General features: G+C 71.8%; 24 protein-coding genes. 17 read left to right on the forward strand and 7 right to left on the reverse strand.

Going from position 1 to position 26870, the window contains the following annotated elements; all coding sequences use genetic code 11:
• Positions 1 to 68: 68 nt before the first annotated feature.
• Complete coding sequence (locus ACLJN9_RS25820) at positions 69 to 2015, reverse strand: helix-turn-helix domain-containing protein (RefSeq protein ID WP_410814191.1); 1947 nt, start codon at positions 2013 to 2015, stop codon at positions 69 to 71.
• Positions 2015 to 2797: a 3-hydroxybutyrate dehydrogenase gene (locus ACLJN9_RS25825; RefSeq protein ID WP_410814193.1), complete on the reverse strand. Its 783-nt coding sequence runs from the start codon at positions 2795 to 2797 to the stop codon at positions 2015 to 2017. The genes ACLJN9_RS25820 and ACLJN9_RS25825 overlap by 1 nt, the downstream gene beginning before the upstream one ends.
• Before the next feature lie 378 nt (positions 2798 to 3175).
• Between ACLJN9_RS25825 and ruvC the strand changes: the two genes are divergently transcribed.
• The 8 genes from ruvC to ACLJN9_RS25865 all read left to right on the forward strand — a co-directional run bounded on the left by ruvC (position 3176) and on the right by ACLJN9_RS25865 (position 12700).
• The gene (gene ruvC / locus ACLJN9_RS25830) at positions 3176 to 3703 is read left to right on the forward strand and encodes a crossover junction endodeoxyribonuclease RuvC (RefSeq protein WP_410814194.1); all 528 of its coding nucleotides are present in this window, start codon (positions 3176 to 3178) and stop codon (positions 3701 to 3703) included.
• Positions 3700 to 4302: a Holliday junction branch migration protein RuvA gene (gene ruvA / locus ACLJN9_RS25835; RefSeq protein WP_410814195.1), complete on the forward strand. Its 603-nt coding sequence runs from the start codon at positions 3700 to 3702 to the stop codon at positions 4300 to 4302. The genes ruvC and ruvA overlap by 4 nt, the downstream gene beginning before the upstream one ends.
• On the forward strand, positions 4299 to 5363 hold the full coding sequence (gene ruvB, locus ACLJN9_RS25840; RefSeq protein ID WP_410814196.1) for a Holliday junction branch migration DNA helicase RuvB: 1065 nt from the start codon (positions 4299 to 4301) through the stop codon (positions 5361 to 5363). Before ruvA ends, ruvB begins: the two co-directional genes overlap by 4 nt.
• Positions 5364 to 5485: 122 nt before the next feature.
• Positions 5486 to 5842 (forward strand): preprotein translocase subunit YajC, encoded by a 357-nt coding sequence (gene yajC / locus ACLJN9_RS25845; RefSeq protein ID WP_410814197.1) that lies wholly within the window; start codon positions 5486 to 5488, stop codon positions 5840 to 5842.
• Positions 5843 to 6121: 279 nt separating this feature from the next.
• Positions 6122 to 8068: a protein translocase subunit SecD gene (gene secD / locus ACLJN9_RS25850; protein WP_410814198.1), complete on the forward strand. Its 1947-nt coding sequence runs from the start codon at positions 6122 to 6124 to the stop codon at positions 8066 to 8068.
• A 1-nt stretch (position 8069) separates the two neighbouring features.
• On the forward strand, positions 8070 to 9263 hold the full coding sequence (secF, locus tag ACLJN9_RS25855) for a protein translocase subunit SecF (protein ID WP_410814200.1): 1194 nt from the start codon (positions 8070 to 8072) through the stop codon (positions 9261 to 9263).
• A gap of 173 nt (positions 9264 to 9436) precedes the next feature.
• A complete protein-coding gene (locus ACLJN9_RS25860; protein WP_410814201.1) occupies positions 9437 to 10003 on the forward strand; it encodes an adenine phosphoribosyltransferase in 567 nt (188 codons plus the stop codon).
• Positions 10004 to 10174: 171 nt separating this feature from the next.
• A complete protein-coding gene (locus tag ACLJN9_RS25865) occupies positions 10175 to 12700 on the forward strand; it encodes a RelA/SpoT family protein (protein ID WP_410814203.1) in 2526 nt (841 codons plus the stop codon).
• A gap of 54 nt (positions 12701 to 12754) precedes the next feature.
• Here ACLJN9_RS25865 and ACLJN9_RS25870 read toward each other — a convergent pair whose 3' ends face one another.
• Positions 12755 to 13591: a peptidylprolyl isomerase gene (locus tag ACLJN9_RS25870; RefSeq protein WP_410814205.1), complete on the reverse strand. Its 837-nt coding sequence runs from the start codon at positions 13589 to 13591 to the stop codon at positions 12755 to 12757.
• Positions 13592 to 13654: 63 nt separating this feature from the next.
• Positions 13655 to 14539: a peptidylprolyl isomerase gene (locus tag ACLJN9_RS25875; RefSeq protein ID WP_410814206.1), complete on the reverse strand. Its 885-nt coding sequence runs from the start codon at positions 14537 to 14539 to the stop codon at positions 13655 to 13657.
• A gap of 266 nt (positions 14540 to 14805) precedes the next feature.
• On the opposite strand from ACLJN9_RS25875, the gene ACLJN9_RS25880 reads away from it, so the two are divergent.
• The 3 genes from ACLJN9_RS25880 to ACLJN9_RS25890 all read left to right on the forward strand — a co-directional run bounded on the left by ACLJN9_RS25880 (position 14806) and on the right by ACLJN9_RS25890 (position 17928).
• Complete coding sequence (locus tag ACLJN9_RS25880; protein ID WP_410814207.1) at positions 14806 to 15516, forward strand: MBL fold metallo-hydrolase; 711 nt, start codon at positions 14806 to 14808, stop codon at positions 15514 to 15516.
• A gap of 67 nt (positions 15517 to 15583) precedes the next feature.
• Complete coding sequence (gene hisS / locus ACLJN9_RS25885; protein ID WP_410814208.1) at positions 15584 to 16912, forward strand: histidine--tRNA ligase; 1329 nt, start codon at positions 15584 to 15586, stop codon at positions 16910 to 16912.
• Positions 16913 to 16989: 77 nt separating this feature from the next.
• A complete protein-coding gene (locus tag ACLJN9_RS25890; RefSeq protein ID WP_410814327.1) occupies positions 16990 to 17928 on the forward strand; it encodes an acyl-ACP desaturase in 939 nt (312 codons plus the stop codon).
• Between the two features lie 136 nt (positions 17929 to 18064).
• On the opposite strand, the gene ACLJN9_RS25895 is transcribed toward ACLJN9_RS25890, so the two are convergent.
• Entirely contained in the window at positions 18065 to 18571 is a 507-nt protein-coding gene (locus ACLJN9_RS25895) for a PaaI family thioesterase (protein WP_410814209.1), read from the reverse strand.
• 55 nt (positions 18572 to 18626) lie between these two features.
• On the opposite strand from ACLJN9_RS25895, the gene ACLJN9_RS25900 reads away from it, so the two are divergent.
• Both ACLJN9_RS25900 and ACLJN9_RS25905 read left to right on the forward strand, forming a co-directional pair.
• On the forward strand, positions 18627 to 19103 hold the full coding sequence (locus tag ACLJN9_RS25900) for a winged helix-turn-helix transcriptional regulator (protein WP_410814210.1): 477 nt from the start codon (positions 18627 to 18629) through the stop codon (positions 19101 to 19103).
• 323 nt (positions 19104 to 19426) lie between these two features.
• A complete protein-coding gene (locus ACLJN9_RS25905) occupies positions 19427 to 20473 on the forward strand; it encodes a S1 family peptidase (protein ID WP_410814211.1) in 1047 nt (348 codons plus the stop codon).
• Positions 20474 to 20478: 5 nt separating this feature from the next.
• Here ACLJN9_RS25905 and ACLJN9_RS25910 read toward each other — a convergent pair whose 3' ends face one another.
• Together ACLJN9_RS25910 and ACLJN9_RS25915 are read right to left on the reverse strand one after the other, a co-directional pair.
• Entirely contained in the window at positions 20479 to 21150 is a 672-nt protein-coding gene (locus tag ACLJN9_RS25910; protein ID WP_410814212.1) for a DUF998 domain-containing protein, read from the reverse strand.
• A 71-nt stretch (positions 21151 to 21221) separates the two neighbouring features.
• Positions 21222 to 21944, reverse strand: coding sequence for a DUF998 domain-containing protein (locus tag ACLJN9_RS25915; protein ID WP_410814213.1), 723 nt, complete (start codon positions 21942 to 21944; stop codon positions 21222 to 21224).
• Positions 21945 to 22156: 212 nt separating this feature from the next.
• Between ACLJN9_RS25915 and aspS the strand changes: the two genes are divergently transcribed.
• The 4 genes from aspS to ACLJN9_RS25935 all read left to right on the forward strand — a co-directional run bounded on the left by aspS (position 22157) and on the right by ACLJN9_RS25935 (position 26865).
• Positions 22157 to 23962: an aspartate--tRNA ligase gene (gene aspS / locus ACLJN9_RS25920; protein WP_410814214.1), complete on the forward strand. Its 1806-nt coding sequence runs from the start codon at positions 22157 to 22159 to the stop codon at positions 23960 to 23962.
• Positions 23963 to 24088: 126 nt separating this feature from the next.
• Entirely contained in the window at positions 24089 to 24904 is an 816-nt protein-coding gene (locus tag ACLJN9_RS25925; RefSeq protein WP_410814215.1) for a sugar nucleotide-binding protein, read from the forward strand.
• A 60-nt stretch (positions 24905 to 24964) separates the two neighbouring features.
• Positions 24965 to 25564, forward strand: coding sequence for a helix-turn-helix domain-containing protein (locus tag ACLJN9_RS25930; RefSeq protein ID WP_410814216.1), 600 nt, complete (start codon positions 24965 to 24967; stop codon positions 25562 to 25564).
• On the forward strand, positions 25558 to 26865 hold the full coding sequence (locus ACLJN9_RS25935) for an MFS transporter (RefSeq protein WP_410814217.1): 1308 nt from the start codon (positions 25558 to 25560) through the stop codon (positions 26863 to 26865). The genes ACLJN9_RS25930 and ACLJN9_RS25935 overlap by 7 nt, the downstream gene beginning before the upstream one ends.
• The last annotated feature ends 5 nt before the right edge of the window (positions 26866 to 26870 follow it).

Here is a 26870-nt window from a genome sequence, read left to right on the forward strand (position 1 = left end):
CGCCCCCTCCCGCCGCGTCGATCCAGGGCACAGCCCTGCTCACGGAGATCGAGAAGCGCCGATCTGTCCTAGATCGAGGCGGTGCTGGCGGGGGCACGCAGCCGGTGCAGGCGCAGCGCCAACTGCACCTCCAGCGCTCGTTCGGGCTTCTGCCAGTCGGCGCCCAGCAGTTGACCCACGCGCTCCAGCCGCTGGGTCACCGTGTTGACGTGTACGTGCAGCTGCTCGGCGGCCCGGGCCAGGCTGCCGCCCACCCCGAAGTACGCCTCCAGCGTCTTCACCAGCGCCGTGCCCCGTCGAGCGTCGTAGTCGACCACCGGGCCGACCGTGGCGGTGAGGAACTGGGCCACGTCCTTCTCGCCCCGGTCACCGACCGTGCCCAGCAGCAGCCCGACGAAGCCCAGCTCCGCGGTGCTCGCCCCCTGGCCGGAGCGGCCCAGCGCGCCCAGCGCGGTGAGGCAGCGGTCCGCCTCCAGGAACGTGCCGGCCAGCGACGCCGGCCCGGTCGACGGGCCACTCGCGCCGGCCGTCACCGGCCTGCCGGTCACCCGGGACAGGTCCCGGGCCACCGCACGGGCGCTGCCACCGGCGTCCCGCCCCGGCAGCATCAGCACCACCCGGCCGTCGCGCGCCGCGGCCAGCCCACCCCGGGCCGAGGCGTACGTGGTGGCCCAGGAGAACACCCGCTGCCGGGCGGAGCCGGTGGCGGCGATCGCGTCGTCGCCCACCGCCACCAGCACGTGCGGCGCGTCCAGATCCACTCCGAGCCGCCGGGCGCGGCTGCGCAGCGCGTCGGTGTCGCGCAGCGGCCGGGCGATCAGGTCGTCCAGCAGCTCGCCGCGGACCCGACCCTCCGCCTCGGCCACCGTGCGCCGGAACAGCAGCAGGAGCGCGGTGACCAGCGCGGCCCGCTCCAGGATCCGCTGGTCGGCGTCGACCAGCTCGTCGTCCGGGCGGAGCACCAGGGCACCCAGATTCTCCGTGCCCGCCACCACCGCCGCGTACCAGAGTGGGCCCCTGCGGACGCTGCGCCCCTCGGTTCGGGACGCGGCGACCGCCTCGACGATGTCCACCCGCTCCGGCTCGTCGATCTCGCCGACCCGGGCCAGCAGCCGGCCCTCGGCGTCCAGCGCCAGCAGCGCCCCATCCAGCACCTCGGTGACCGCGGCCGCCACGTCCTCCACCCCGCCGCCGCGCAGCACCAGGCCGGTCATCCGGTCGTGTGCCGCCGCCGCCCGCTCCACCGAGCTGCTGTGCGCGCGGATGGTGGTGTTCGCCGCAGACAGCTCGGCCAGCGCCGAGCGGGTCTCGGCCAGCAGTCGCGCGGTGTCGATGGCCACCGCGGCGTGCGCGGCCAGGGACACCAGCAGCGCCACCTCCTCGCGGGCGAACGGCCGGGCCGAGCGGTTGGCGGAGTAGAGCACGCCGATCGAGGTGGAGCCGAGCCGCAGCGGCACCCCGAGGATCGCCACCAGGCCCTCCTCACCCACCCCGGCATCGATCTCTCCGGTGTGGTGGAAACGCGCGTCCTCGCCGTAGTTGGCGGTCACGTACGGGGCACCGGACTGGGCCACCAGGCCACCGAGACCGGCGCCCATCGGCAGCCGCAGCCGCTGGAAGCGGGCCGAGACCGACCCGTCGGTGACCCGCATGTACGTGTCGCCGCGCTCCTCGTCATCGAGCGTCATGTAGGCCACGTCGGCGCCGAGTAGGTTGCGGGCCCGATGCACGATCGCCCGCAGCACGTCGTCCAGGTCGCGCAGCCCGGCGAGGTCGCTGACCGTGTCGTACAGGCCGGACAGCTCGGTCTCGCGGCGGCGGCGGCGCTCCAGCAGCGCGCGGACCCGCAACGCCACCGCCTTGGCCTGCTCCAGCTCGGCGAGCCGGTCGGCGGGCAGCCCCGCGGCCCGGGCGGCCACCAGCGGCCCCTCGAACTCGACCGCTGCGGCCTCGCGGGCGAGCAGCTCCAGGAACTCCACCGGCGATGACATGGTCGACATTGTGCTCGGGCCCACTAGTTGGCCGTCCAGCCCCCGTCGAGCGCGATCGACGCGCCCGTGATGAACGCCGCCGGAGCTGAGCAGAGGTACGCCATCAGCTCGGCCACCTCCTCCGGTTCGATCAGCCTCTTGATCGCGGCCCGAGCCAGCATGATCTTCTCGATCACCTCGGCCTCCGGGAGGCCGTGGCTGGCCGCCTGGTCGGCGATCTGGCTCTCCACCAGTGCGGTGCGCACGTACGCCGGGTTGAGGCAGTTGGCGGTCACCCCGTGCGCGGCGCCCTCCAGCGCCACCACCTTCGACAGCCCTTCGAGGGCGTGTTTGGCCGCGACGTAGGCCGCCTTGTACGGCGAGGCGCGCAGCCCGTGCACCGAGGAGATGTTGATGATCCGGCCCCAGCCTCGGGCGTACATGTGCGGCAGCGCGCGGCGGATGATCAGGAACGGCGCCTCGACCATCACCCGCTGGATGTACTCGAACCGCTCGACGGGGAAGTCCTGCAACGGCGCGACGTGCTGGAGGCCGGCGTTGTTGACCACGATGTCCACGTCCACGTCGAGCCGGTCCACTGCCGCGGCGTCGGACAGGTCCACCCCCTCGGCCCGGCCCCCGGCCTCGGTGGCCACCGCCTTGGCCGCGTCCAGGTTGCGGTCCACCACGAGCACCTTGGCGCCGGCCGCGCCCAGTCGCAGGGCGCAGGCCCGCCCGATGCCGCTGCCGCCCCCGGTGACCAGGGCGGTACGACCGGCGAGGTCGACCTGTACGACGTGGGGGACCGCCACGGGTTCTGCCGTCATGGCGCAAGAAGTTACGAGCTGTGTGGCCCCCGGCACATGGGCCAACGCCACATACTCCGAGGCAAAGCTGTGTGCCATCTCGGTAGCCGCGTACACCTGCCGTCGCGCCAGGGCCACCCGCGGACTTTGGCAATCTTGGACACTTACCGTCATCGGCGAACGGAAACTGTCCAAGATTGCCAAGCGAAGCAGTGAGCGGCCTCCGGTCTGCGGCTCTGGCGTGACCCTCGTCCCGGTGACTGGTGAGCGCGGTCGCGCAGGTCCCACCTACGCCGCAGTTGCCCCACCGGAGGTGAGGGCGTGTCCCGTGGGGCCGGTGGGAGGCCGGGCAGTAGGGTGTCGAACACACGTACTGCTGACGGGTGGGAGGGGGCCGGCGTGCGGGTTCTCGGTGTCGACCCAGGGCTGACCCGGTGCGGGGTGGGCGTGGTCGAGGGCGTGCCCGGCCGGCCCTGCACCCTGATCGCCTACTACGTGGTCTACACCGACCCCGCCGACGAACTGGCGCTGCGACTGCTGCACCTGGATCGTTCGCTGGCCAAGCTGGTGGCCGAGCACCAGCCGGAGAGCGTCGCCGTCGAGCGGGTGTTCAGTCAGCACAACGTGCGTACGGTGATGGGCACCGCACAGGCCAGCGGCATCGCCGTGCTGGCCGGGGCGCGCGCCGGGCTGCCGGTGCAGACGTACACACCGAGCGAGGTGAAGGCGGCGGTGACCGGCTCCGGCCAGGCCGACAAGGCGCAGATGACCGCCATGGTGACCCGGCTGCTGAGGCTGGCCGAGCCGCCGAAGCCGGCCGACGCCGCCGATGCGCTGGCCCTGGCCATCTGTCACGTGTGGCGCGGCGGCACCCGCTCCAAACTGGCCGCGGCGGCCGACCGGGTACGACGAGGAGGAGCACGATGATCGCCAGCCTGCGCGGCACGGTGACCGCGACGGGACCGGACCAGGCTGTGATCGAGGTCGGTGGGGTCGGGCTGGCGGTGCACTGCGCTCCCGGGACACTGGCCGAGCTGCGGGTCGGTCAGACCGCCCGGCTGGCCACCAGTCTGGTGGTCCGGGAGGATTCGCTGACCCTGTACGGCTTCGCCGACGACGACGCCAAGGCGCTGTTCGAGCTGCTCCAGACCGCCAGCGGGGTCGGCCCGCGGCTGGCCCAGGCGGTGTTGGCCGTGCACACTCCCGACGCGGTCCGCAAGGCGATCGCCAACGCCGACGTCGGCGCGCTGACCCGGGTGCCCGGGATCGGCAAGAAGGGCGCCGAGCGCCTGGTGCTGGAGTTGCGCGACCGGATCGGCCCGGTGGCGATCGGCGCCGACGGCGTGGGCGGGGTGACCGGCGGCGGCTGGCCGGAGCAGGTACGCCAGGCGCTGGTCGGGCTGGGCTGGACGGCGGGGCAGGCTGACCAGGCGGTGGCTGCGGTGGCGGAGACCGTGGACGGCGAGACCCCGCCGGTGCCGGTCCTGCTCAGGCAGGCCATCCGCCTGCTGGGCCGCACCCGATGAGCGCGGACAACCTCGTCTCGGCGTACGTCAGCGACGCCGAACTCGACGCCGAGGCCACCGTCCGGCCCCGGCGGTTGGCCGAGTTCATCGCCCAGGACCGGGTCCGTGACCAGCTCGACCTGTTGTTGCAGGGCGCGATGCGCCGCGGCTCACCGCCGGACCACATCCTGCTCTCCGGCCCGCCCGGCCTCGGCAAGACCAGCCTGGCCAACATCGTCGCCGCCGAGCTGGGCGCGGGCATCCGGGTGACCAGTGGCCCGGCGATCGAGCGATCCGGTGACCTGGCGGCCATCCTGACCAGCCTCGCCGAGGGCGACGTGCTGTTCATCGACGAGATCCACCGGATCGCCCGGCCAGCCGAGGAACTGCTCTACAGCGCGATGGAGGATTTCCGGGTCGACGTGGTGGTCGGCAAGGGGCCGGGCGCGACCGCCATCCCGCTGGACGTCGAGCCGTTCACCCTGGTCGGGGCGACCACCCGGTCGGGCCTGTTGACCGGGCCGATGCGGGACCGTTTCGGCTTCGTGGCACACCTGGACTTCTACGCCCCCGCCGATCTGGAGACGCTGCTGCACCGCTCGGCGCGCATCCTCGGCGTGCCTATCACCGGTGACGGCGCGGCCGAGATCGCCGGCCGGTCCCGGGGGACGCCGCGGATCGCCAACCGGCTGCTGCGCCGGGTCCGCGACTACGCCGAGGTGCGGGCCGAGGGCGTGGTCAACCTCGCCACCGCCCGTGCCGCCCTGACGGTGTACGACGTGGACGGGCTGGGCCTGGACCGGCTCGACAAGGCGGTGCTGACCGCGCTGGTCGACTCGTTCCGAGGCGGTCCGGTGGGGTTGTCCACCCTCGCCGTGGCGGTGGGGGAGCAGCCGGACACGGTCGAGGAGGTCTGTGAGCCGTTCCTGGTCCGGGCCGGCCTGCTGGCGCGTACTCCACGGGGTCGGGTGGCCACCGAGGCCGCCTGGCGGCATCTGGGGCGCAATCCGCCGAATGGTACATTTGCGTTGGATGTCCCACCTGCGCCCGATCTGTTCTCGTTGGACGCCGATCAGCCGTGATGTGAACGTGATCTGTGCCGCATTCGGTGTTCTCAGGTGCAGGGATTAGACTTCGCCGCGGTCTGTACAGGACGTGAGAATCTGCCTCCGCTCCGGCACTCCCCGTGCCGGACGGGTGGCCAATGGGAAGGTCAGTAACCGTGCATTACTTGGCAGCGGGTAGCGGGGCCGGTAGCTTCACGCCGATCCTGATGATCGCCCTGCTCTTCGGCGTCATGTACTTCATGATGATCCGCCCCCAGCAGAAGCGTCGCCGCGAGGCGGAGTCGATGCAGTCCAACCTCGGCCCCGGCGACGAGGTCGTGACGATCGGCGGGCTCTACGGCACGGTCACCGGTATCGAGGACGACACCGTCCTGCTCGAGGTTGCCCCGGGCGTGCAGACCCGCTACGCCCGGCCGGCCATCGCCCGGGTGGTCACCCGCGCGGAGCTGCCGAGCGAGCCGGTCACCGAGGACGCGGACACCGTCAAGGATTGACGCTACCCACCCGGGGCGGCGATTCCGGCGTACGGCCGGGTCACGTCGACCGGGACACCGCGCCCGACGGGGCAGCGGATGTGACGTGAAAACTGGATAGTTGGGTCGACGCCGGGCGTCGACACGTCTCCGTGACCGTCCGCGTCCCGCGCTGGCGTGTCCGGCCGTCGTGTCGGCATCCCGCCGGCCCAGGTCAGACCCGTCGGCCGGAACCCCCGGCCCGACACCGCAGCCGCCGCCGCGCGCAGCGGCGCGACCGTACAGGGAGACAGGACAACCGTGGCACCACCTCAGGGACAGATGCGCCCCGGGCGGCAGCTCGCCGTGCTCGGGGGCATCTTCGTGGTCCTCTATCTTCTGGTGTTCTTCTCCGGTGCCAGCGGCAGCTTGAAGGATCGGCTCGAGCCCAAGCTCGGCCTGGACCTCATCGGCGGCACCCGGATGACGCTGGAGGCGACCAACACCGTCGACGGCAAGCCCCCGACCGCGGAGAACCTCGAGGAGGCCCGCCAGATCATCGAGAACCGGGTCAACGCGTTCGGCGTGGCCGAGGCCGAGGTGGTCACCGAGGGCAACCGGAACATCGTCATCTCCCTGCCCGGTGAGAACCGGAACCTGGACGACGTGGGCAGCGCTGCCGAGCTGCGCTTCCGCAAGGTGCTCAAGGCCGCCGACGGCAGCGGAACGGCGGCCGTGCCGCCGGCCGCCTCGCCGGCTCCGCCGGGCAGTGTGACGCCCACGCCGTCCGGCAGCGCGAAGCCGGCCCCGTCCGGCAGCGCCGCCCCGAAGGTGACCTCGTCTCCCAGCGGTGGGCAGGGCGGAATGGCCCCCGCCCCCAGCGCCACACCGACCCCGTCGGCCTCGGCCAAACCGACCCCGTCGGCCTCGGCCACACCGACCCCGTCGGCCTCGCCGAGCGCCGTCGCGCCGTCGCCGAGTGCCAGCGAGGAGCCGGTGCCGGCCAGCATCGAGGAGCAGCGAAAGGCCGTCGAGAAGAAGGTCGGCGCCCCTGCCTGGCAGGCCGCCACTGGGCTGCAGGCCCCGGCCGACCTGACCGCCGACCCGTCGCTGGCCGACAAGCTCAAGCCGTTCGGCACCCTGTCGCCGCAGGAGGTGGCAGTGCTGCCGGCGCAGGTGCAGTTCAACGTGCCGACGATCGGCTGCGCGCAGCTCGACAAGCGCCCGCCGGCGTCGATCTCCCCTGCAAAGCAGCAGGTCGTCTCCTGCGAGGACGGTGCGTCCAAGTACCTGCTCGACCAGGCCAAGGTGCTCGGCACCGACGTGGACGACGCCGACGCGGTGCTCGACCAGACCAACGCCTGGGTGGTCAGCCTCGACTTCACCGGCGACGGCCAGGGCAAGTGGACCGCGCTGACCCGCGAGGCGTTCACCAACGAGGGTCAGGCCTGCGACGCCACCGCGCTCGGTCAGGACGGCAAGTGCCGCGTGGCCGTCGTGCTGGACAACGAGATCGTCTCCAGCCCGGAGATCCAGGGCGTGTTGACCGGTAACTCCCAGATCACCGGCAACTTCAACCAGAAGGACGCCAGTGCGCTCGCCGGCCAGCTGCGCTTCGGTGCGCTGCCGGTGACCTTCAAGCAGCAGGAAACGCAGAACGTGACCGCCACCCTGGGTGCCAGCCACCTGCGGGCCGGTCTGCTCGCGGCGGGCATCGGCATGCTGCTGGTCATCATCTACGCGTTCTTCTACTACCGGCTGCTCGGCTCGGTGATCTTCCTGAGCCTGATCCTCTCCGCGCTGCTGGTCTTCGGCGCGCTGGTGGTGCTTGGCCGGCAGATCGGCTTCACGCTCACCCTCGCCGGCATCGCCGGCATGATCGTCTCGCTCGGTGTGGCGGCGGACTCGTTCGTCATCTACTTCGAGCGGCTCAAGGACGAGATCCGGGAGGGACGCAGTCCGCGCAGCGCGGTGCCCCGAGCCTGGGTCCGCGCCCGGCGGACGATCATCTCGGCCAACGCGATCACCCTGCTCTCCGCGGTGGTGCTCTATGTGGTCTCGGTCGGCACGGTCAAGGGCTTCGCCTTCGCCCTCGGCCTGGCCACCGTGCTGGACCTGGTCGTGGTGTTCCTCTTCCGACACCCGATCATGACGATGTTCGCCCGGACCCGGGCGTTCCTGTCCCCGCGGGTCAGCGGTCTGGGCCGAGCACTTCCGGCCCGCAACCAGCAGACCCAGCCCCGCAACCCGCGCGCCAAGGAGGCCTGAGATGGCTCAAAACGGTCTGGCGAGCCGCCTCTACAACGGCGAGGCCGGTCTCAACGTCGTCGGCCGGCGCAAGCTCTGGTTCAGCGTCGCCGGGGCGCTGATCCTGGTCGCGATCCTCAGCTTCGCGCTGCGCGGGTTCAGCCTCGGCATCGAGTTCGCCGGCGGCAACTCGTTCCAGGTGCCGGCCAGCGTCGGCACCCTCGACGGGGCCGAGAAGCAGGTCGACGCGGCCCTGGCGGCCGAGAACACCGGCGCGAAGGTGGTCAGCGCCCAGAAGGTCGGCGGCACGGGTGGTGACACCTACGAGCTGCGTACCGGCCAGCTCAGCGCCGAGCAGACCACCGCGGTGGAGAACCGGATCGCCCAGGGGTTCGGGATCAACGCCGACCAGATCAGCGGCAACCAGGTCAGTGAGGCGTGGGGCAGCCAGGTCACCGACCGGGCCCTGCTCGGCCTGGTCATCTTCATCGCGCTGGTGATGGTCTACCTGATCCTGCGCTTCGAGTGGCGGATGGCGGTCGCCGCCGTCGCGTCGCTGTTCACGAACCTGCTCCTGACCGCCGGCATCTATTCCCTGGTCGGCTTCGAGGTCACCCCGTCGACGATCATCGGCTTCCTCACCATTCTGGGCTTCGCGCTCTACGACGTGGTGGTGGTCTTCGACAAGGTCCAGGAGAACACCCGGGGCATCACGGCCAACAACAACCAGACGTACGGCGAGGCGGCCAACCTGGCCGTCAACCAGAGCCTGATGCGGTCGCTGAACACCTCGGTGGTCGCCCTGCTGCCCGTCGGTGGTCTGCTCTTCATCGGTGCCGGTCTGCTCGGTGCCGGCACGTTGAAGGACCTCGGCCTGGTGCTGTTCGTCGGTATGGCGGTGGCGTTCCTGACCTCCATCCTGGTGGCCACGCCGCTGCTGGCGCTGCTGAAGAACTACGACCCGCGGATCCAGGCGCACAACAAGCGGGTACTGGCCCGCCGTGGCGCGATCGCTCGTGGTGAGGTCATCCCGAGGGGCGCCGCGAGCCCGGTCCGGGCCGACGAGGCCGACGCCCCGCTCGACCCGGACAGCGCCGCGCTGGCCGGCGCCGCTCCCAAGGTCGGCACGCGTCCGGCCGGTAAGCGGCCGACCGGTGCCCGGGGCGGTCGCCCGGGTGGCGGCGGTAACCGGCCGGGCGGCGCCAAGCGGCGCTGACCCGTACCCGGGGCAGACCCGGGAGGAAATGCCCGGACGGCGTCCGGCATGCTGTGCGAGCAGCATCGCCGGACGCCGTCGTGCGTGCTGCGTGAGCAGCGAGCCGGATGCCGTCGTGCGTGCTGCGTGAGCATCGAGCCGGATGTCGTCGTCGTGAAGGGAACGGAACTGCCGTGACGGAGACCCACAGCACCGAGCCGCGCGGGGACAGCGGTCCGCAGGCCGCCCGACTGGTGGCCAGTCGGGTGCTGGACGTGCCCGACTTCCCGCAGCCGGGCATCCTGTTCAAGGACCTGATGCCGCTGTTCGCCGACGGCGAGGCGTTCCGTGCGGTGATCGACGAGATCGTCGCGTACCACGGGCGGAACGCCTTCGACGTCGTGGTCGGCATCGAGGCACGCGGGTTCGTCGTCGCGGCGGCCGTCGCGTACGCGGCGGGGGTGGGTGTGGTGCCGGTGCGCAAGGCCGGCAAGCTGCCCCGCCCCGCCTACTCGGCGACCTACGCCCTGGAGTACGGCGAGGCCACCCTCGAGGTGCACGAGGACGCCTTCACCGCCGGGCACCGGGTGCTGGTGGTCGACGACGTGCTGGCCACCGGCGGCACCGCCGAGGCGACACTGGACCTGGTCGAGCGGGCCGGGGGAACGGTCACCGGTTTCACCGTGTTGCTGGAGCTCGGTTTCCTGGGTGCCCGCAAGCGGCTGGCCCCGCGTCCGGTGCATGCCCTGCTGACCGTTTGAGGCCGGGCCCGTCGGGCGGGACGGGTCGCCGACCGTCCGGCGGAGCGGCAGGGGACCGCCCGTGCGGGTAGCATTGCCCTTTGCTGACGACGGCGGTACGCCGATCGGCGGCGCGAGACGAGGCTGGCCGACGTGCGGCCGGTGTGTTTCCTGCGAGCGGTGAGGAGGCCGGTGTCCCACGATGTCGTTCCTCCGGCGGAGGGCACGGTGCACCCGACGGGCGACGCCGACGGCTCGCTGACCGACCGGAACGGTGACGCGCCTGCTCGGGTGGCGGGTGCCGGAACCGGCTCCGACGGGGCTGCGGCCGAGGGCGCGGTGCTTCCGGCCGCGGCCGTGTCGGGAGCCGTCGAGGCGTCCCCCGGCGCCGACGGTGTCGTCGTTCCGTTCCCGACCGACGCTGACGTCGACCCGTCGCCGAGCGGCGGTTTCGGGCTGTCCAACGCGCCCACCGGCCGTCGGGTGCGGGCCCGGCTGGCCCGGTTCAACGCGCCGTGGCAGACCTCGCAGGTCAGCGAGGTACTGGAGCCGCTCATCTCGTCCCATCGGGTCCACCATCCGAAGGCCGACGCCCGGCTGCTCCAGCGCGCCTTCGACACGGCAGCGCGGTGGCACTCGGGGCAGTACCGCAAGTCCGGTGACCCGTACATCACGCACCCGCTCGCGGTGGCCACCATCCTGGGCAACCTCGGGATGGACACCACCACGCTGGTCGCGGCGCTGCTGCACGACACCATCGAGGACACCGAATACACGCTCGACCAGATGCGCGCCGACTTCGGCGGCGAGGTGGCACTGCTGGTCGACGGCGTGACCAAGCTCGACAAGGTCAAGCTGGGTGACGCGGCCAAGGCCGAGACCATCCGCAAGATGGTCGTGGCGATGGCCAAGGACCCGCGGGTGCTGGTGATCAAGCTGGCCGACCGGATGCACAACATGCGCACCCTGACCTTCCTGCCCCGCCCCAAGCAGGAGCAGAAGGCCAAGGAGACGCTGGAGATCCTGGCCCCGCTGGCGCACCGGCTGGGCATGAACACGATCAAGTGGGAGCTGGAGGATCTGGCCTTCGGCACGCTGTTCCCGAAGCGCTTCGAGGAGATCAACCGGCTGATCGGGGAGCACCAGCCGCAGCGTGAGGCGCTGCTGCGCCAGGTGACACAGAAGGTGCAGACCGACCTCAAGGCCGCCAAGATCAAGGCGGAGACCACCGGCCGGCCGAAGCACCTCTACTCGATTTACCAGAAAATGATCGTGCGGGGTCGCGACTTCAACGACATCTACGACCTGGTCGGGGTGCGGATCCTGGTCGACACCGTGCGCGACTGCTACGCGGCGCTGGGCGTGATCCACGCCAACTGGCAGCCGGTGCCGGGCCGGTTCAAGGACTACATCGCCATGCCCAAGTTCAACATGTACCAGTCGTTGCACACGACGGTCATCGGGCCGACCGGCAAGCCGGTGGAGATGCAGATCCGCACGTACGCGATGCACCGCACCGCGGAGTTCGGCATCGCCGCGCACTGGAAGTACAAGGAGCACAAGGGCACCCAGATCGTGGGCCCCCCGGCGCACATCGACGAGATGACCTGGCTGCGGCAACTGCTGGACTGGCAGCGCGAGGCGGCCGACCCGAGCGAGTTCCTCGACGCGCTGCGCTTCGACCTGTCCAGCCAGGAGGTGTACGTCTTCACCCCCAAGGGTGACGTCATCCCGCTGCCGACCGGCTCGACGCCTGTGGACTTCGCGTACGCGGTGCACACCGAGGTGGGGCACAAGTGCATCGGAGCGCGGGTCAACGGCAAGTTGGTGCCGTTGGAGTCGACGCTGTCCAACGGCGACGTGATCGAGATCTTCACCTCGAAGTCCGAGACCGCCGGCCCGACCCAGGACTGGCTGGGCTTCGTCAAGAGCCCACGCGCCCGTACGAAGATCCGGCAGTACTTCAACAAGGAGCGGCGCGAGGAGGCGATCGAGGCCGGCAAGGACGCGATCGTCAAGGCGATGCGCAAGCAGGGCATGCCGTTGCAGCGGATGCTCACCTCCGACGCGCTCATGTCGATCGCCCGGGACCTGCACCTGGCCGACGTGGCGTCGCTCTACGCGGCGGTCGGCGACAGCCAGGTCTCCGCGCAGTCGGTGGTGCAGAAGCTGATGGCCGCGTACGGCGGCGAGGAGGGCGCGGCGGAGGACATCGCCGAGACCGCCGTCGCCACCCGGCCGCCGCGCAGCCGGCAGAGCAGCAGCGACCCGGGCGTGGTAGTCCGGGGCGTCAGCGACGTCTGGATCAAGCTGGCCCGCTGCTGTACGCCGGTCCCGCCGGATTCGGTGTTCGGCTTCGTCACCCGTTCCGGCGGCGTGAGCGTGCACCGCGACGACTGCGCCAACGCCGAGGACCTGCGGGCGCAGGCCGAGCGGGTGGTCGAGGTCAGCTGGAAGCTCACCTCCGCCTCGACGTTCCTGGTGGCCATCCAGGTCGAGGCCCTCGACCGGCACAAGTTGCTGGCCGACGTCACCCGGGTGCTCTCCGACGAGCGGGTCAACATCCTGTCCGCCACGGTCACCACGACCCGCGACCGGGTGGCGGTGAGCCGCTTCAGCTTCGAGATGGCCGACCCGAAGCACCTGGGCCACCTGCTGGCCACCGTCCGGAAGGTCGACGGGGTCTTCGACGCGTACCGGGTCACCTCCGGCGCCTGACACGAGAAGCGCCCGCCGGCTCAGCCGGCGGGCGCTTCGTCGTCTGCTGGGGCGTCAGCCCTGCGGCGCGCTCATCGTGAGGTCCTTGATGACGACCTCCTTCTTGGGGTGGCCGCCGCCGGCCTGCGCCTTGAACGCCCCGTCGTCGCCGGCCTTGGCGACGTCCTTGACGATGTCCAGGCCACTGGTGACGGTGCCCAGCACCGTGTACGCGGCGTCCAGCGGCGAGTCGCCGTAGACGATGAAGAACTGGCTGCCGGTGCTGTTCGGGCCGGCGTTGGCCATCGCGATGACACCCTCCGGGTACGGCGGGCGCTTGTCGGTGGGCAGGTTCTCCTCGGGCAGCTTGTAGCTCGGGCCGCCCGTGCCGTCGGTCTGCCGCCAGCCGGCGCCGGTGGCACTCGGGTCACCGCACTGCAGCACCTTGATGCCCTCGGTCACCAGCCGGTGGCACTTGGTGTTGTCGAAGAAGTTCTTCTCCGCGAGGAGGGTGAAGCTACCGGCGGTGCACGGCACCAGCGACCGGTCGACCTTGGCGGTGATCGGGCCCAGGTTGGTGTCGATCGTCATGGTCTGCACACCCTTGCCGGACTGCTGGTTGCTCGGCAGCCCGACGTCCTTGATCTGCGGGCTCCGCTGGTCGGCGGGCAGCTGGTTGTACACACACTCGGCCGCGCCGGCCGCCGGAGCGGCGCTGTCGGTCTTGTCGTCGTCGCCGCCGAGGCTCATGGCCAACCAGACGGTGCCGGCGACCACGAGGACCAGCGCCGCGCCCGCGCCGATGATCGCCTGCGTCTGCCGGCGCTTGCGGGCCTTGGCCGCGCGCTCGGCCATCTCCTTCTCGAGCCGGGCGCGTGCCGCCGCGCGCTGCCGCTCTCTGGTGGACGTCACGCCTGGATCCTCCTGGCTGTCTGCTGCTGGGTGCCGCTGGGGTGGGGTGGTGGGGGCGACCGGTCAGCCGGCGCTCGGGCTGCTGGCCGGGGCGCCCGAGGCCGGCGGCGACGCTGCCGCGGCGGTGACCGGCTCACCAACGGTGAGGCTCTGGATCACCACGTCGGTTCCGGGCTTGACCTTGGCCCCAGTCCCATTGTCCACGGTCGGCAGGGCACCGATCTTCTCCGCCACGTCCAGCCCGCCGGTCACCCGCCCGATGATCGGGAACTTCGGGTCGGCGGTGGTGAAGTCCTTGAAGAAGATCAGGAACTGGCTGCCGTTGCTGCCGGGCGGGTTGGAGATCATCGCCACGGTCCCCTTCGGGTACGTGGGTGGCTGGCCGGGCGCCGGGCTGGCCGACGGCGACGCCGACGGCACGGTCGGGAGGTCCTCGTCGTAGAACGAGTAGGTCGGCCCGCCGAGGCCGGTGCCGCTGGGGTCGCCGCAGCGCAGCGCGCCGTCGGCGGTGATCTCGTGGCACTTGGTGTTGTCGTAGAACGATCGGCTCGCCAGGTGACTGATGCTCGCCGCGGCACACGGGGAGCTGGTCAGGTTCAGCTCGGCGGTGATCGGAGCGCCCTGGTTGGTGGTCACGGTCATCGCCCGGGTGCCGGCCGTGGGCAGGCCCTTGGTGTCCGGAGTGCCGACGTCCTTGAGGTTGGTGTTGGCCGTCGCGTCCTGCGGCGTCCAGAGGCAGGTGTCCGCCGCGGCCGTGTTCTTCTTCGGGTCGGAGTCGAACGCGCCGAGCGCCCAGGCCGAGCCGGCCACGATCAGCACGAGGACCAGGGCGGCGCCGACACCGGCCTGGATCTGCCGGCGGCGCCGCGTGACGGCTGCTCGACGGGCCAACTGCCGGTCGAGCTTCTCCCGCGCCAGTTTGCGCTGCCGGTCCCTGCTGGAAGCCACCCGTGCTCCCCTTCCTCTGCCTGGTCGTCGCCGGTGGCCGGGCGTCCCGGCCGTTCGGGCGTTTCGTGTGCCGCGCCACACGCCCGCCAGAGTGTACGGCTAGTGACTGGGAATGTGGTGTACGAGGTCCACCCCGCCGCCAGCAGCCCATATCGTGCGATGTCACTGTGCCGGCCGGGACGCAGGGAAACGGACGCGGCGAACCCGGTCGCCCTGCCGGTTAGGCTGCTGGGCAGGACGACAGCTCGACGGAGAGGACAGCACCCGTGCTCGTGGCCGGCTTTCCCGCGGACGCCTTCGGCACCAACTGCTATGTGGTGGCCACCGCGCCGGGGGAGCAGTGCGTGGTGGTCGACCCCGGCATCGGGGTGCTCGACCAGCTCGACGCGTTGCTCGCCGAGCACCACCTGCATCCGGCCGCCGTCCTGCTCACCCACGGCCACCTCGACCACACCTTCTCGGTCGCGCCGGTCTGCGGCGCCCGCGGCATCCCCGCGTACGTCCATCCCGGCGACCGGGAGATGCTGGCCGACCCGACCAAGGGCCTCTCCGCCGACCTGACCTCGCTCTTCGGCGGGCGGCTGACCTACACCGAGCCCGAGGACGTGGCCGAGCTGACCGACGGAGCCAGCGTGGCGCTCGCCGGCTTGGAGATCACCGTCGACCATGCCCCGGGCCATACCGGCGGGTCGGTGCTGTTCCGGCTGCCCGGCGCGGGGTCGGGCTGGGAGGCCGACGAGCTGTGCCTGTCCGGCGACGTGCTCTTCGCCGGGTCGATCGGTCGCACCGACCTGCCGGGCGGCAGCATGCCGGCGATGCTCACCAGCCTTCGCGACAAGATACTTCCGCTGGCCGACGACACCGTCGTGCTACCCGGCCACGGCCCCAGCACCACCATCGGCCGCGAGCGTGCCAGCAACCCGTACCTCATCGAGGTGGTCGGCGCGCCGCCGGCCGCGCCCACCCGGGGTCTCTGAACCGTCGTCTGCGCCGTGCGGACCCACGGCGTCACCGCGCATCTCGCGCAACCGCAAGGAGTACGTGATGAACAAGCCCACGCCCATCTCCGGCTTCCCGGAGTGGACCCCCGGCCAGCGGATGGTCGAGCAGTTCGTGCTCGACAAGATCCGGGCCACCTTCGAGCTGTACGGCTTCGCCCCGCTGGAGACCCGCGCGGTGGAGCCGCTGGACCAGTTGCTGCGCAAGGGCGAGACCTCGAAGGAGGTCTACGTCATCCGCCGGCTGCACGCCGACGCCGAGGGTACGGGCGGCGATGACCAGCTCGGCCTGCACTTCGACCTCACCGTGCCGTTCGCGCGGTACGTGCTGGAGAACGCCGGCAAGCTCGCCTTCCCGTTCCGCCGTTACCAGATCCAGAAGGTGTGGCGGGGAGAGCGGCCACAGGAGGGGCGTTACCGGGAGTTCGTCCAGGCCGACATCGACATCATCGATCGGGACACCCTCGCCCCGCACCACGAGGCGGAGATGCCCCTCGTCATCGGTGACGCGTTCCGTGCGCTGCCGATTCCGCCGGTGACGATCCAGGTCAACAACCGCAAGATCAATGAGGGCTTCTACCGGGGCATCGGGCTGACCGACCCGGAGGCCGCCCTGCGCGCGGTCGACAAGCTCGACAAGATCGGCCCGGCGAAGGTGGCCGACCTGCTGGCCCAGACCGCCGGTGCCAGCGAGGCGCAGGCCAAGGCGTGCCTGGCCCTGGCCGAGATCTCCGCACCGGACGCCTCGTTCGCCGACTCCGTGCGCGCGCTGGGCGTCGACAACCCGCTGCTCGACGAGGGCATCGAGGAGTTGGTACGGGTGGTGGAGACCGCCGCCGAGCACTCGCCCGGCCTGTGCGTGGCGGACCTGCGCATCGCGCGTGGGCTGGACTACTACACCGGCACCGTCTACGAGACCCAGCTGCGCGGGTACGAGCGGTTCGGCTCGATCTGCTCCGGCGGCCGGTACGACAACCTGGCCAGCGCCGGCGCCACCTCGTACCCGGGGGTGGGGATCTCGATCGGGGTGACCCGGCTGCTCGGCCTGCTCTTCGGCGCGGGCCAACTGCCGATCTCCCGTGAGGTGCCGACGGCCGTGTTGGTGGCGGTGACCAGCGACGAGCGGCGTACGGCCAGCAACCGGGTGGCCGAGGCGCTGCGGCGGCGCGGGGTGCCGACCGAGGTGTCGCCGAGCGCCGCGAAGTTCGGCAAGCAGATCCGTTACGCCGAGCGGCGGGGCATCCCGTTCGTCTGGTTCCCGGGAGCCGACGGCGCGCCGGACGAGGTGAAGGACATCCGCTCCGGTGAGCAGGTCACGGCCGTGGCGGGGGAGTGGGTGCCGCCTCGGGAGGACCTCAAACCACAGGTCGGCTGAGTCTCACGACTGGCGCGCGCGGCCACGGGGACCTACGGTAGCGTAAGTTACGCCACCGTAGGGAGCTTCTCGTGACCATGAGCACCACACTGAGTCAGACCGCACTCCTCGTCGAGCTGGAGCCGGTGGTTGCGCGCAACCTCGACCGGCACCTCTCGCTGGCCAAGGAGTGGTTCCCGCACGAGTACGTGCCGTGGAGCGAGGGGCGGACCTTCGACGGGCCGCTCGGCGGCGAGGCGTGGTCGCCGACCGACTCCACCATCCCGGACGTGGCGCGCACCGCGCTGATCGTCAACCTGCTGACCGAGGACAACCTGCCCTCGTACCACCACGAGATCGCGACCCTCTTCGGTCGGGACGGCGCGTGGGGCACCTGGGTGCACCGGTGGACCGCGGAGGAGGGCCGCCACGGCATCGCGATCCGCGACTACCTGACCGTCAGCCGTGCCGTCGACCCGGTGGAGCTGGAGCGGACCCGGATGACGCACATGTCCGAGGGCTACAAGAACGTGCACGACGACGAGGTCCTGCACTCCCTGGCGTACGTCTCGTTCCAGGAGCTGGCCACCCGGATCTCGCACCGTAACACCGGCAAGGCCACCGGCGACCCCGCCTGCGAGGCGCTGCTGGCCCGGGTGGCGGCCGACGAGAACCTGCACATGGTCTTCTACCGCAACCTGCTCGCCGCCGCGTTCGAGCTGGCCCCGAGCCAGGCCATGCGGGCCGTCGCCGACGTGGTGGACAACTTCCAGATGCCGGGCAGCGGCATCGACGGCTTCGCCCGCAAGTCGGTGGCGATCGCCCTCGCCGGCATCTACGACCTGCGCCAGCACCGCGACGAGGTGCTGCTGCCGGTGCTGCGTCAGTGGGACGTGTTCAACGTGACCGGCCTGAACGCCGACGGCGAGGCCGCCCGCGAGCAGTTGGCCGGCCAACTGGACGAGCTTGACCGCGCCGCGTCCCGCTTCGAGGACAAGCGCGCCGCCCGTGCCGCCCGCCTGGCCTCGGTGCGCTGACCCTCCGCCCCGCCCCGCCGCCGTCCCCCGCGCCCGTCCCCCCGCGTCGATCTAGGGAAGTTCATCGCTGGCTGATCTCTAGCCACAGCGATTCACCCCGGATCGACGCGCCGGGGACGGCGGGGCGCGGGGAGGGTCAGGGGAGGGGGTAGAGGAGGCAGGTGCTGGTGGCGTGGGCTATCAGGCGGGCGCTCGCGTCGGTCAGGCGGGCCTCGGCCAGAGCGGTGCGGCGGCCACGTTGGAGCACCGTGCCCTCGCAGCGCAGGATGCCGCTGGCCACGGTGACCGGCCGGAGGAACTTCACGTTCAGGTCCAGCGAGGTGTAGCCGACGCCGGCGGGCAGCGTGGTGTGCACGGCGCAGGCGGCGGCGGTGTCCAGCAGGGTGGAGATGACGCCACCGTGGACGGTGCCGAGCGGGTTGTAGTGGAACTCCTGCGGGACCAACTCGACGGCCACCCGCCCCTCGTCGGCCTCCATCCGGGCCATGTCGATGAGGTGCATCACCGGAGGTGCCGCCAGTTCGCCGGCGATCATCGCCCGGAGCAGGTCGAGGCCGCTGCGCCGACCGAGCTGCGCGGCGTTGGTCGCCGGATCCGACCAGGTGAAGGTACGGCTGCGCGCCGGCTCCTGCGTCTGTGTCATGGACGCAGCCTGGCAGCACGTTGCTGAGTCTGTCAATGAGACCTAGCCTGGTCGGATGAGATCCGCGGCACTGGACTGGTCAGTGGAGAACTGCACCATCTCCCGAGCGATGGAGGTCCTCGGCGAGCGGTGGACCCTGGTCGTGCTCCGGGAGGTGTTCAGCGGCGTACGCCGTTTCGACGACATGCGGGTGCGCACCGGGATCCCGCGTCAGGTGCTGACCAGCCGGCTGACCACCCTGGTCGAGCAGGGCGTGCTGCGCCGCGAGCCGTACCGGGAGCCGGGCAGTCGTCTGCGCCACGAGTACCGGTTGACGGACAAGGGTTCGGACCTCTGGCCGGTGCTGGTCGCCGTGCTCGGGTGGGGCGACCGGTATCTGGCCGACCCGGAGGGCTCGGCGCTGAGCGTGGGCCATCGCGACTGCGGCGCGGAGGTACGCGTCGAGCTGCGCTGCGCGGACGGGCACGAGGTCGGCCAACCTCGCGACGTGGTGCCCCGCCCGGGCCCGGGCGCCCGCCGCCGTACCGCCTGACGCAGGTCTGCGGTCGGACGCCGACCGCCGTGCCGCCCGGGGTTATACATCCGCACTGGTCGATGCGCGGCGCTATGGCCCGGGGCTCCGGAAAGAACTGGCGGTAGTGCGGTGTGACGGTGGGCGTTCACCAGTGCGTCAGAGGTGTTGCGGCCATGTAACCGAGGAAGATCGGCAAATCCGGGCGAAACCAAGTCTTGTCAATGATCTTAAGTATGTGAATACTTCATTGCACTTGGCCGGTTTCCCCAGATCGGCTGGGTTGCCCCCTCGGGTTCGTCGTCCCCGGCGAGACCCGTTCCCCCGCCCAGGAGGTTTGTTACATGCGACCCACGAGGTCCTCACTCCGCGTCGCGGCCACCGTCGCCGTAGCCGGAACCCTGGTCGTCGGCTCACTCGTCGGCGCGCCCGCCCAGGCCGCCCCCGCCGCCTCGCCGGACGCCGCCGCCGCCCTCTCCGCTCAGCTCGGCGACCGCTCCGCCGGCTCGTACATCGACGCCAGCGGCAAGTCCGTCGTCACCGTGACCGACGCGGCTGCCGCCCGCAAGGTGAGCAACTCGGGCGCCACCGTCCGGTACGTCGCGCGCGGCGCCGCCGAGCTCAACCGGGCCACCGCGGAGCTGGAGCGTTCCGCCAAGATCCCTGGCACCGCCTGGTGGAGCGACCCGGTCACCAACCAGGTCGTCGTCTCCGTGGACTCCACCGTCACCGGGGCCAAGCTGGAGCGGGTCAAGGCCGCCGCGGCGCGGGCCAACGGCGCCGTCCGGGTCGAGGCCGAGGCCGGCGTGCTGAGCACCCGGATCTCCGGTGGCCAGGCGATCTACGCCGGCGGTGGCGGACGCTGCTCGCTCGGGTTCAACGTGCGCAGCGGCAGCACCTACTACTTCCTGACCGCCGGGCACTGCACCAACATCTCGGCGAACTGGTACTCGAACTCCGCCCAGACGGCGCTGATCGGCACCCGTACCGGCACCAGCTTCCCGGGCAACGACTACGGCATCGTGCGCCACAACAACTCGGCCAACGCCGCCGGCAACGTCTACCTCTACAACGGCAGCTACCAGGACATCACCGGCGCCGGCAACGCGTCCGTCGGCCAGTCGGTGCAGCGCTCCGGCAGCACCACCGGCGTACGTGGCGGCACCGTCAACGCGACGAACGCCACGGTGAACTACGCCGAGGGTTCGGTCTCCGGCCTGATCCGCACCAACGTCTGCGCCGAGCCGGGCGACAGTGGCGGCTCGCTGTTCGCCGGTGGCACCGCGCTGGGCCTGACCTCCGGCGGCAGCGGTAACTGCCGCACCGGTGGCACGACGTTCTTCCAGCCCGTCACCGAGGCGCTGAACGTCTACGGCGTCAGCGTCTTCTGATCGCGCTACCGCGCTTCGGGCCGTCGGGATTCCCCGGCGGCCCGTTCGCCGTGCCGCGCGGAAACCATCGCGGCGAGCACGGCGGCCAGCGGTACGACAGCTTCGGCGCCTGCCGCCAGCCGCTCCGCCAACCCGATCCGGGTTCCACCGGAGAAGAGTTCGACGGCGAACCACCCGACCAGTCCGAGCAGGACGGCCGCCCCGGCGAGCGCCGCCCCGCGAGCGCGCCCACTCGGTCGTGACCCGTCCGGCGGGTGGCGGTGGCCCCGGCGGTCGAACGGCGACAAGCCGTGCGACACGGCCAGGGCAGGCCAGAGCGCCAGCGCGACGAACGCCACGCCGGCGGCGACGGCGTGCGTCGTCGAGCCGCCCGCCGGACGCTGCGGAAAGGCGGCAACCACCAGGGTGGCCAGCCCGCCCAACGCGAGCAGCCCCCGGCCCGCCGTCGCGGCCGTCACCAGGCCGAGCGCGGTGATCAGGTGACAGAGCCCCAGGCCGGCCAGCCCCAGCGTCATGATCCACCGGTGGTCCGCGTCGGTGGCGGCGAGCGCGCTGATCGTCTGCCGCACCGGGTCGAACCCGTCGGGGCGGGCGGCCTGGGCCAACGTCCAGCCGCCGATGAGAAACAGTGGTGCGGCACCGGCCGACAACAGGGTCCAGCGGGGGACGGCGGACATCGGCACATGGTAGCGACGCGGCGGGAGCCGCGGGCCACCGGACGATCGCGAGGCCGACTCAGGGCAACGATTCAGGCCGGCGGGGAGGCGGGCCCGCGGGCGGGCCGCAGAGGATCAGGGGGTACGACGCCAGTCGCCGGCTGATCGCCGCCGGCGGACACGACACCACCGGCGGCCCAGACCAGGTGGGCCCGGCGGGCGGAGAGCAGCGCCAGCAGCGGCCAGAGCGAGACGGCCAGCGCGGCCACCCGCTCGGCCAGCCCGGTGCGCGACCCGCTGGTCACCTCGTACGCGAACCACCCGAACAGGGCCAGCAGCAGCGCGGTGACGCTCAGCGCCACCGACCGGCGGAACGCCCAGGGCCGTTGTGGTCGGGTCGGATGCCCGGCGTCCGGGCCGCGCGGCAGCCACAGCGCCGAACCGGCCGGCCAGAGCGCCAGAGCGAGGACGGCCACCGTCGCCACCGTGCCGTGCCCGAGGGAACCGCCCACCTGTGGCCGTGGAAAGGCGATCAGCGCGATGGTCGCCATCCCGCCGACGCCGAGCAGGAAACGACTGGGCAGTCCGGCGGCGTGCAGGACGGCGGCTGTCGCCAGGTAGCAGCAGCCGAGCAGCACGAAGCACCCGACCATGATCCAGGAGTCGGTGGCGCCGTGGCCCGCCAACTCGCTGATGGTGTCCCGGATCGGGTCGTAGCCGGCGGGCTGCCGGGCCTGCGCAACCGTCCAACCCGCCACCAGCAGCAGCGGTGCGGCCGCCGCCGTGGCGACGGCCCAGTTCGGTACGGCGCGCATTTCGCCACGTTAACCGGCCTGTCCGCCCGCCGAGCCGGGTTCGCTCCGCTGCCTCCGGTGCGCGTCTCGGCAGAGCGGGGTGAGCGCGTCGACGGTGCGGACAACCGGCCCGCCCGGAACGTCCGGCCGGGTCGACGGGTGGCGCGGATCGATTCCGGCACTCCTGACAGAATGCGGAGGCAGACCGCACCGCAGATGAGGAGACGCACGTCGTGATCCGTACCCATGATGCCGGCAGCTTGCGCGCGACGGACGCCGGCTCGTCGGTGACGCTCGCCGGGTGGGTGGCCCGCCGGCGCGACCACGGCGGCGTCATCTTCGTCGACCTGCGCGACGGCTCCGGCGTGGTCCAGGTGGTGTTCCGCGAGGAGGACGCGCACGCGCTGCGCAACGAGTTCTGCGTGAAGGTCGTCGGCGAGGTGACCCGCCGGCCGGCCGGTAACGAGAACCCGGAGCTGCCCACCGGTGAGGTCGAGGTGACCGTCGTCGAGCTGGAGGTGCTCTCCGAGGCGGCGCCGCTGCCGCTGCCGGTGGACGACCAGGTCGAGGCCGGTGACGACATCCGGCTCAAGTACCGCTACCTGGACCTGCGTCGCAGCGGCCCGGCGAACGCGCTGCGGCTGCGCTCGCGGGCCAGCCACCTCGCCCGGGGTGTGCTGCACGAGCGGAACTTCCTGGAGATCGAGACCCCGACGCTGACCCGGTCGACGCCCGAGGGCGCTCGCGACTTCCTGGTGCCGGTGCGGCTGCAGCCCGGCAGCTGGTACGCGCTGCCGCAGTCGCCGCAGTTGTTCAAGCAGCTGCTGATGGTCGGCGGTATGGAGCGGTACTACCAGATCGCCCGCTGCTACCGCGACGAGGACTTCCGCGCCGACCGGCAGCCGGAGTTCACCCAGCTCGACATCGAGATGTCCTTCGTCACCGAGGACGACGTGATCGACCTCGGTGAGGCGATCGTCTCGACGCTCTGGAAGGACCTCGCGGGGCACGAGATCAGCCAGCCGATCCCGCGGATCACCTGGCACGACGCGATGGCACGGTACGGCTCCGACAAGCCGGACCTGCGCTACGGCGTGGAGCTGACCGACCTGACCGACTACCTGCGCGGCACCGAGTTCCGGGTCTTCGCCGGGGCGATCGACGCGGGCGGGTACGTCGGCGCGGTGGTGATGCCGGGTGGCGCGGCGCAGAGCCGCAAGGAGCTGGACGGCTGGCAGGACTGGGCGAAGGCGCGCGGCGCGCGTGGTCTGGCGTACGTGGTGCTGGACGCCGAGACCGGCGAGGCGCGCGGGCCGGTGGCCAAGAACCTCTCCGCCGAGCACCTGGGCGGGCTCGCCGACGCGGTGGGCGCCAAGCCGGGCGACGCGGTCTTCTTCGCCGCCAGCGCCACCACGCGGGAGGCGCAGGAGCTGCTCGGCGCTGCCCGCGTCGAGATCGCCAAGCGGGCCGCCCTGGTCGACGAGAGCGCCTGGGCGTTCTGCTGGGTGGTCGACGCGCCGATGTTCGAACGCACGGACGACGGCGGCTGGACGGCCGTGCACCACCCGTTCACCTCGCCGAACTCCGAGTGGGTGGACCGGTTCGAGGAGGCACCGGACCGGGCCCTCGCCTACGCGTACGACATCGTCTGCAACGGCAACGAGATCGGTGGCGGCTCGATCCGTATCCACCGGGGTGACGTGCAGAAGCGGGTCTTCGACCTGCTCGGCATCACGCCGGAGGAGGCGCAGGACAAGTTCGGCTTCCTGCTGGAGGCGTTCAAGTACGGCGCCCCGCCGCACGGCGGCATCGCCTTCGGCTGGGACCGGGTCTGCATGCTGCTCGCCGGCGCGGACTCGATCCGCGAGGTCATCGCGTTCCCGAAGACCCGTGGCGGCTTCGACCCGCTGACCGGCGCGCCCACGCCGATCACCGCCCAGCAGCGCACCGAGGCCGGCATCGACGCCAAGCCGAAGCCCGCCGCGACGGCCCACACCGGCACTGCCGGCCCGGCCGCCCCCGTGGCAGACCCGGTCTGACCCGCGCCCCTGCCCCCCGCGCACTCCCCTGCCGCGCCTTGTCGATCATGAGGGTGACGGGCCCACGCTCAGCGTGTGGCTCGTTAACCTCATGATCGACGTGAGTGGCGGCGGGGGAGTGGTGGCATGCGGGTGCTCGTGGTGGGGGCCAGTGGGTTTCTGGGCGGCGAGGTGTGCCGGCGAGCGGGAAGCGCCGGCTGGTCGGTGGTGGGGACGTGCCACTGCGGCGAGATCACCGTGGCGGGTGTCGCGGCGCGCCGGCTGGACGTGACCGACCGGTCCGCCGTGCGCGCGCTGGTCGCCGAGGTGCGGCCGGACGCCGTGGTCAGCACCCCCTACCGGTACGACGACTGGACGGTCACCGCCGACGGGGCCGCGTACGTGGCGGTCGCGGCAGCCGAGGTGGGCGCCCGTCTGGTGCACGTGTCCAGCGACGCGCTGCACGCCGGCCGGCCCGACCCGTACGCCGACGACGATCCACCCACCCCGGTGAACGCATACGGCGCCGCGAAGGCCGCGGCCGAGACCGCCGTACGGGCCGTCGATCCGGGCGCCGCGCTGGTGCGTACCTCGTTGATCCTGGGGGAGGGCAGCAAGCAGATCCAGCTCTCCCGGGACGCGCTCGCCGGTCGGGCCACCCTGTTCACCGACCACGTCCGCTGTCCGGTCGACGTCACGGACCTGGCCGACGCCGTGCTGGAGCTGGTCGAGAACGCGTACGCGGGCCCGCTCAACGTGGCCGGCCCGGACGCGGTCAGCCGCGCCGAGCTGGGCCTGCTGGTCGCCGAGCGGTTCGACCTGGACGCGGCGGGGTTGACGACCACCACGAGCGCCGCCGCCGGCCAGGCCGGCCCCGGTGAGGTACGCCTGGACTGCACCCGCGCCGCCGGCCTGCTGCGGACCCGGCTGCGTGGCGTACGCGAACTCCTGACGCCGAGTTAGACGCACACTTCCTGTGCACACCTATTGTGCATAGGAAGTGTGCAGAGATACTGTGCAGTCATGGAGAGTTCCTCGCCCGATGACCGCGCCGCACCGCGCCGTGTCCATCTGGACAACCGACAGGTCCGCACGTTGGCTCACCCACTGCGGATGCGGCTGCTCGGCTCGCTGCGCATCGACGGCCCGGCGACCGCGACCGCCCTGGCCGAGAAGCTGGCCACCAACACCGGGGCAACCAGCTACCACCTGCGGCAGCTCGCCGAGGTGGGGTTGGTGAGCGAGGACCCCGACCGGGGCACCGGCCGGCAGCGCTGGTGGCAGGCGGAGCACGACGTCAGCGAGTTCGAGTCCACCGGTTTCGACGACGACGACGACGCCCGGGCCGCCGTGCAGTGGATTCAGGCCAACCAGGTGCGGATTATGGCTGACCTGGCCGAACGCTGGATGGCCGTCGAACACCACCAGTCCCCGGCCTGGCGCGACGCCGCCGGCATGAGTGACCTGGCGCTGCCGCTCGACCCGGCCCGGCTGCGGGCCCTCACCGGTGAGCTGTGGGCGGTGCTGATGCGCTACCGCGACGAGGCCGTCGCCGTCGGCGCCGACGTCAAGCCCGTGCACGTGTTCGTGGCCGGGTTCCCCCGGACGGAGGAGCGGTGGTGAGCGCGCTGACCGTACGCCAGGTCCGGCGTCGTTACCTCACGCTCTACGGCCTGCGGTGGCTGCCCACGGGTCTGATGATCCCGGTGATGATCCTGCTCATGCAGGAGCGCGGTCTGTCCCTGCCGCAGATCGGTCTGGTGGGCACCGCGCAGGGGCTGCTGGTGCTGGCGCTGGAGCTGCCCACCGGTGGGCTCGCCGACGCCCTGGGCCGCCGACCGGTGCTGCTCGCCGCCGGAGCGATCAACCTCGTCTCGCTGTCGCTGTTCGCGGTGGCCGACACGTTCACGCTGTTCTTCCTGGTCTGGGCATTGCAGGGGGTCTACCGGGCGTTGGACAGCGGCCCGTTGGAGTCCTGGTACGTCGATGCCACCCTCGCCGCCGACCCGGACGCCCCGTACGAGCAGGGCCTCGGGTACGCCGGCACCGTCATCGGCGGGGCCATCGGCGCTGGCGCGCTCCTCAGCGGTGGCCTGGTCGCACTCGGCCCGATCGGGCCAATCAGCGCGCTCACGCTGCCCGTGCTGGTCGCCATCGGAGCCCAGGCGGTCGCGCTGGTCGCGCTGCTCGTCCTGCTGGTCGAGCACCGGCCGGCCACCGGCTTCGCGGCCGTGCGGGCCTCGGTGGCCCAGGCACCCCGGATGATCGGCGAGGCGGTCGGGCTGCTGCGCCGCTCCCGGGTGCTGCTGGCGTTGGTGGCCGTGGAGCTGTTCTGGGGTTTCGGCATGGTCACCTTCGAGTCGCTGCTGCCGGTGCGACTCGCCGAGGTCATCGGCAATCCGGAACGCGCCGCCGCGCTGCTCGGACCGGCCAACTCGGCCGCGTGGATCGCCTCGGCCGCCGGTGCGGCACTGACCCCGCTGCTGCTGCGGTGGCTGGGTGCCGCGCCGGGCGCGGCCCTGCTGCGCATCCTGCAGGGCGTCACGGTGGTCGGGATGGGGCTCTTCGCCGGGCCGGTCGGAGTGCTCGTGGCCTACCTGGCCTGCTACGCGGTGCACGGCGCGTCCAACCCGCTGCACCAGGGGTTGTTGCACCGGCAGGTCGACGGCCCGTACCGGACGAGCGTGCTCTCGCTCAACTCGATGATGGCGCAGCCGGCCGGCGCGCTCGGTGGGGTGGTGCTGACCGCGCTCGCCGCCACCACCAGCGTCGGCGCCGCCATGGTCGTCGGAGCGGTCGTGCTGGCCGTCGCCGCTCCGCTCTACCTGCCCGCCTGGCGGGCAGCTCGGCAGCCGGCGGTCGTCCCCACCACCGGGGCGGCGGACAGCCGGCTACCCGTCGGGCGCCAGGCCGCCGACCATTGAGAAGA

The organism is Micromonospora sp. 067-2 (genome assembly GCF_046549295.1).
Lineage (GTDB): Bacteria > Actinomycetota > Actinomycetes > Mycobacteriales > Micromonosporaceae > Micromonospora.

What these genes read in the sequence shown, in the direction of transcription:
- ACLJN9_RS25825 (WP_410814193.1), bottom strand. Translation starts at nt 2,797, where the DNA reads ATGACGGCAGAACCCGTGGCGGTCCCCCACGTCGTACAGGTCGACCTC.
- ruvA (WP_410814195.1), top strand. Translation starts at nt 3,700, where the DNA reads ATGATCGCCAGCCTGCGCGGCACGGTGACCGCGACGGGACCGGACCAG.
- ruvB (WP_410814196.1), top strand. Translation starts at nt 4,299, where the DNA reads ATGAGCGCGGACAACCTCGTCTCGGCGTACGTCAGCGACGCCGAACTC.
- yajC (WP_410814197.1), top strand. Translation starts at nt 5,486, where the DNA reads ATGGGAAGGTCAGTAACCGTGCATTACTTGGCAGCGGGTAGCGGGGCC.
- secF (WP_410814200.1), top strand. Translation starts at nt 8,070, where the DNA reads ATGGCTCAAAACGGTCTGGCGAGCCGCCTCTACAACGGCGAGGCCGGT.
- hisS (WP_410814208.1), top strand. Translation starts at nt 15,584, where the DNA reads ATGAACAAGCCCACGCCCATCTCCGGCTTCCCGGAGTGGACCCCCGGC.
- ACLJN9_RS25890 (WP_410814327.1), top strand. Translation starts at nt 16,990, where the DNA reads ATGAGCACCACACTGAGTCAGACCGCACTCCTCGTCGAGCTGGAGCCG.
- ACLJN9_RS25895 (WP_410814209.1), bottom strand. Translation starts at nt 18,571, where the DNA reads ATGACACAGACGCAGGAGCCGGCGCGCAGCCGTACCTTCACCTGGTCG.
- ACLJN9_RS25900 (WP_410814210.1), top strand. Translation starts at nt 18,627, where the DNA reads ATGAGATCCGCGGCACTGGACTGGTCAGTGGAGAACTGCACCATCTCC.
- ACLJN9_RS25905 (WP_410814211.1), top strand. Translation starts at nt 19,427, where the DNA reads ATGCGACCCACGAGGTCCTCACTCCGCGTCGCGGCCACCGTCGCCGTA.
- ACLJN9_RS25910 (WP_410814212.1), bottom strand. Translation starts at nt 21,150, where the DNA reads ATGTCCGCCGTCCCCCGCTGGACCCTGTTGTCGGCCGGTGCCGCACCA.
- ACLJN9_RS25915 (WP_410814213.1), bottom strand. Translation starts at nt 21,944, where the DNA reads ATGCGCGCCGTACCGAACTGGGCCGTCGCCACGGCGGCGGCCGCACCG.
- ACLJN9_RS25925 (WP_410814215.1), top strand. Translation starts at nt 24,089, where the DNA reads ATGCGGGTGCTCGTGGTGGGGGCCAGTGGGTTTCTGGGCGGCGAGGTG.
- ACLJN9_RS25930 (WP_410814216.1), top strand. Translation starts at nt 24,965, where the DNA reads ATGGAGAGTTCCTCGCCCGATGACCGCGCCGCACCGCGCCGTGTCCAT.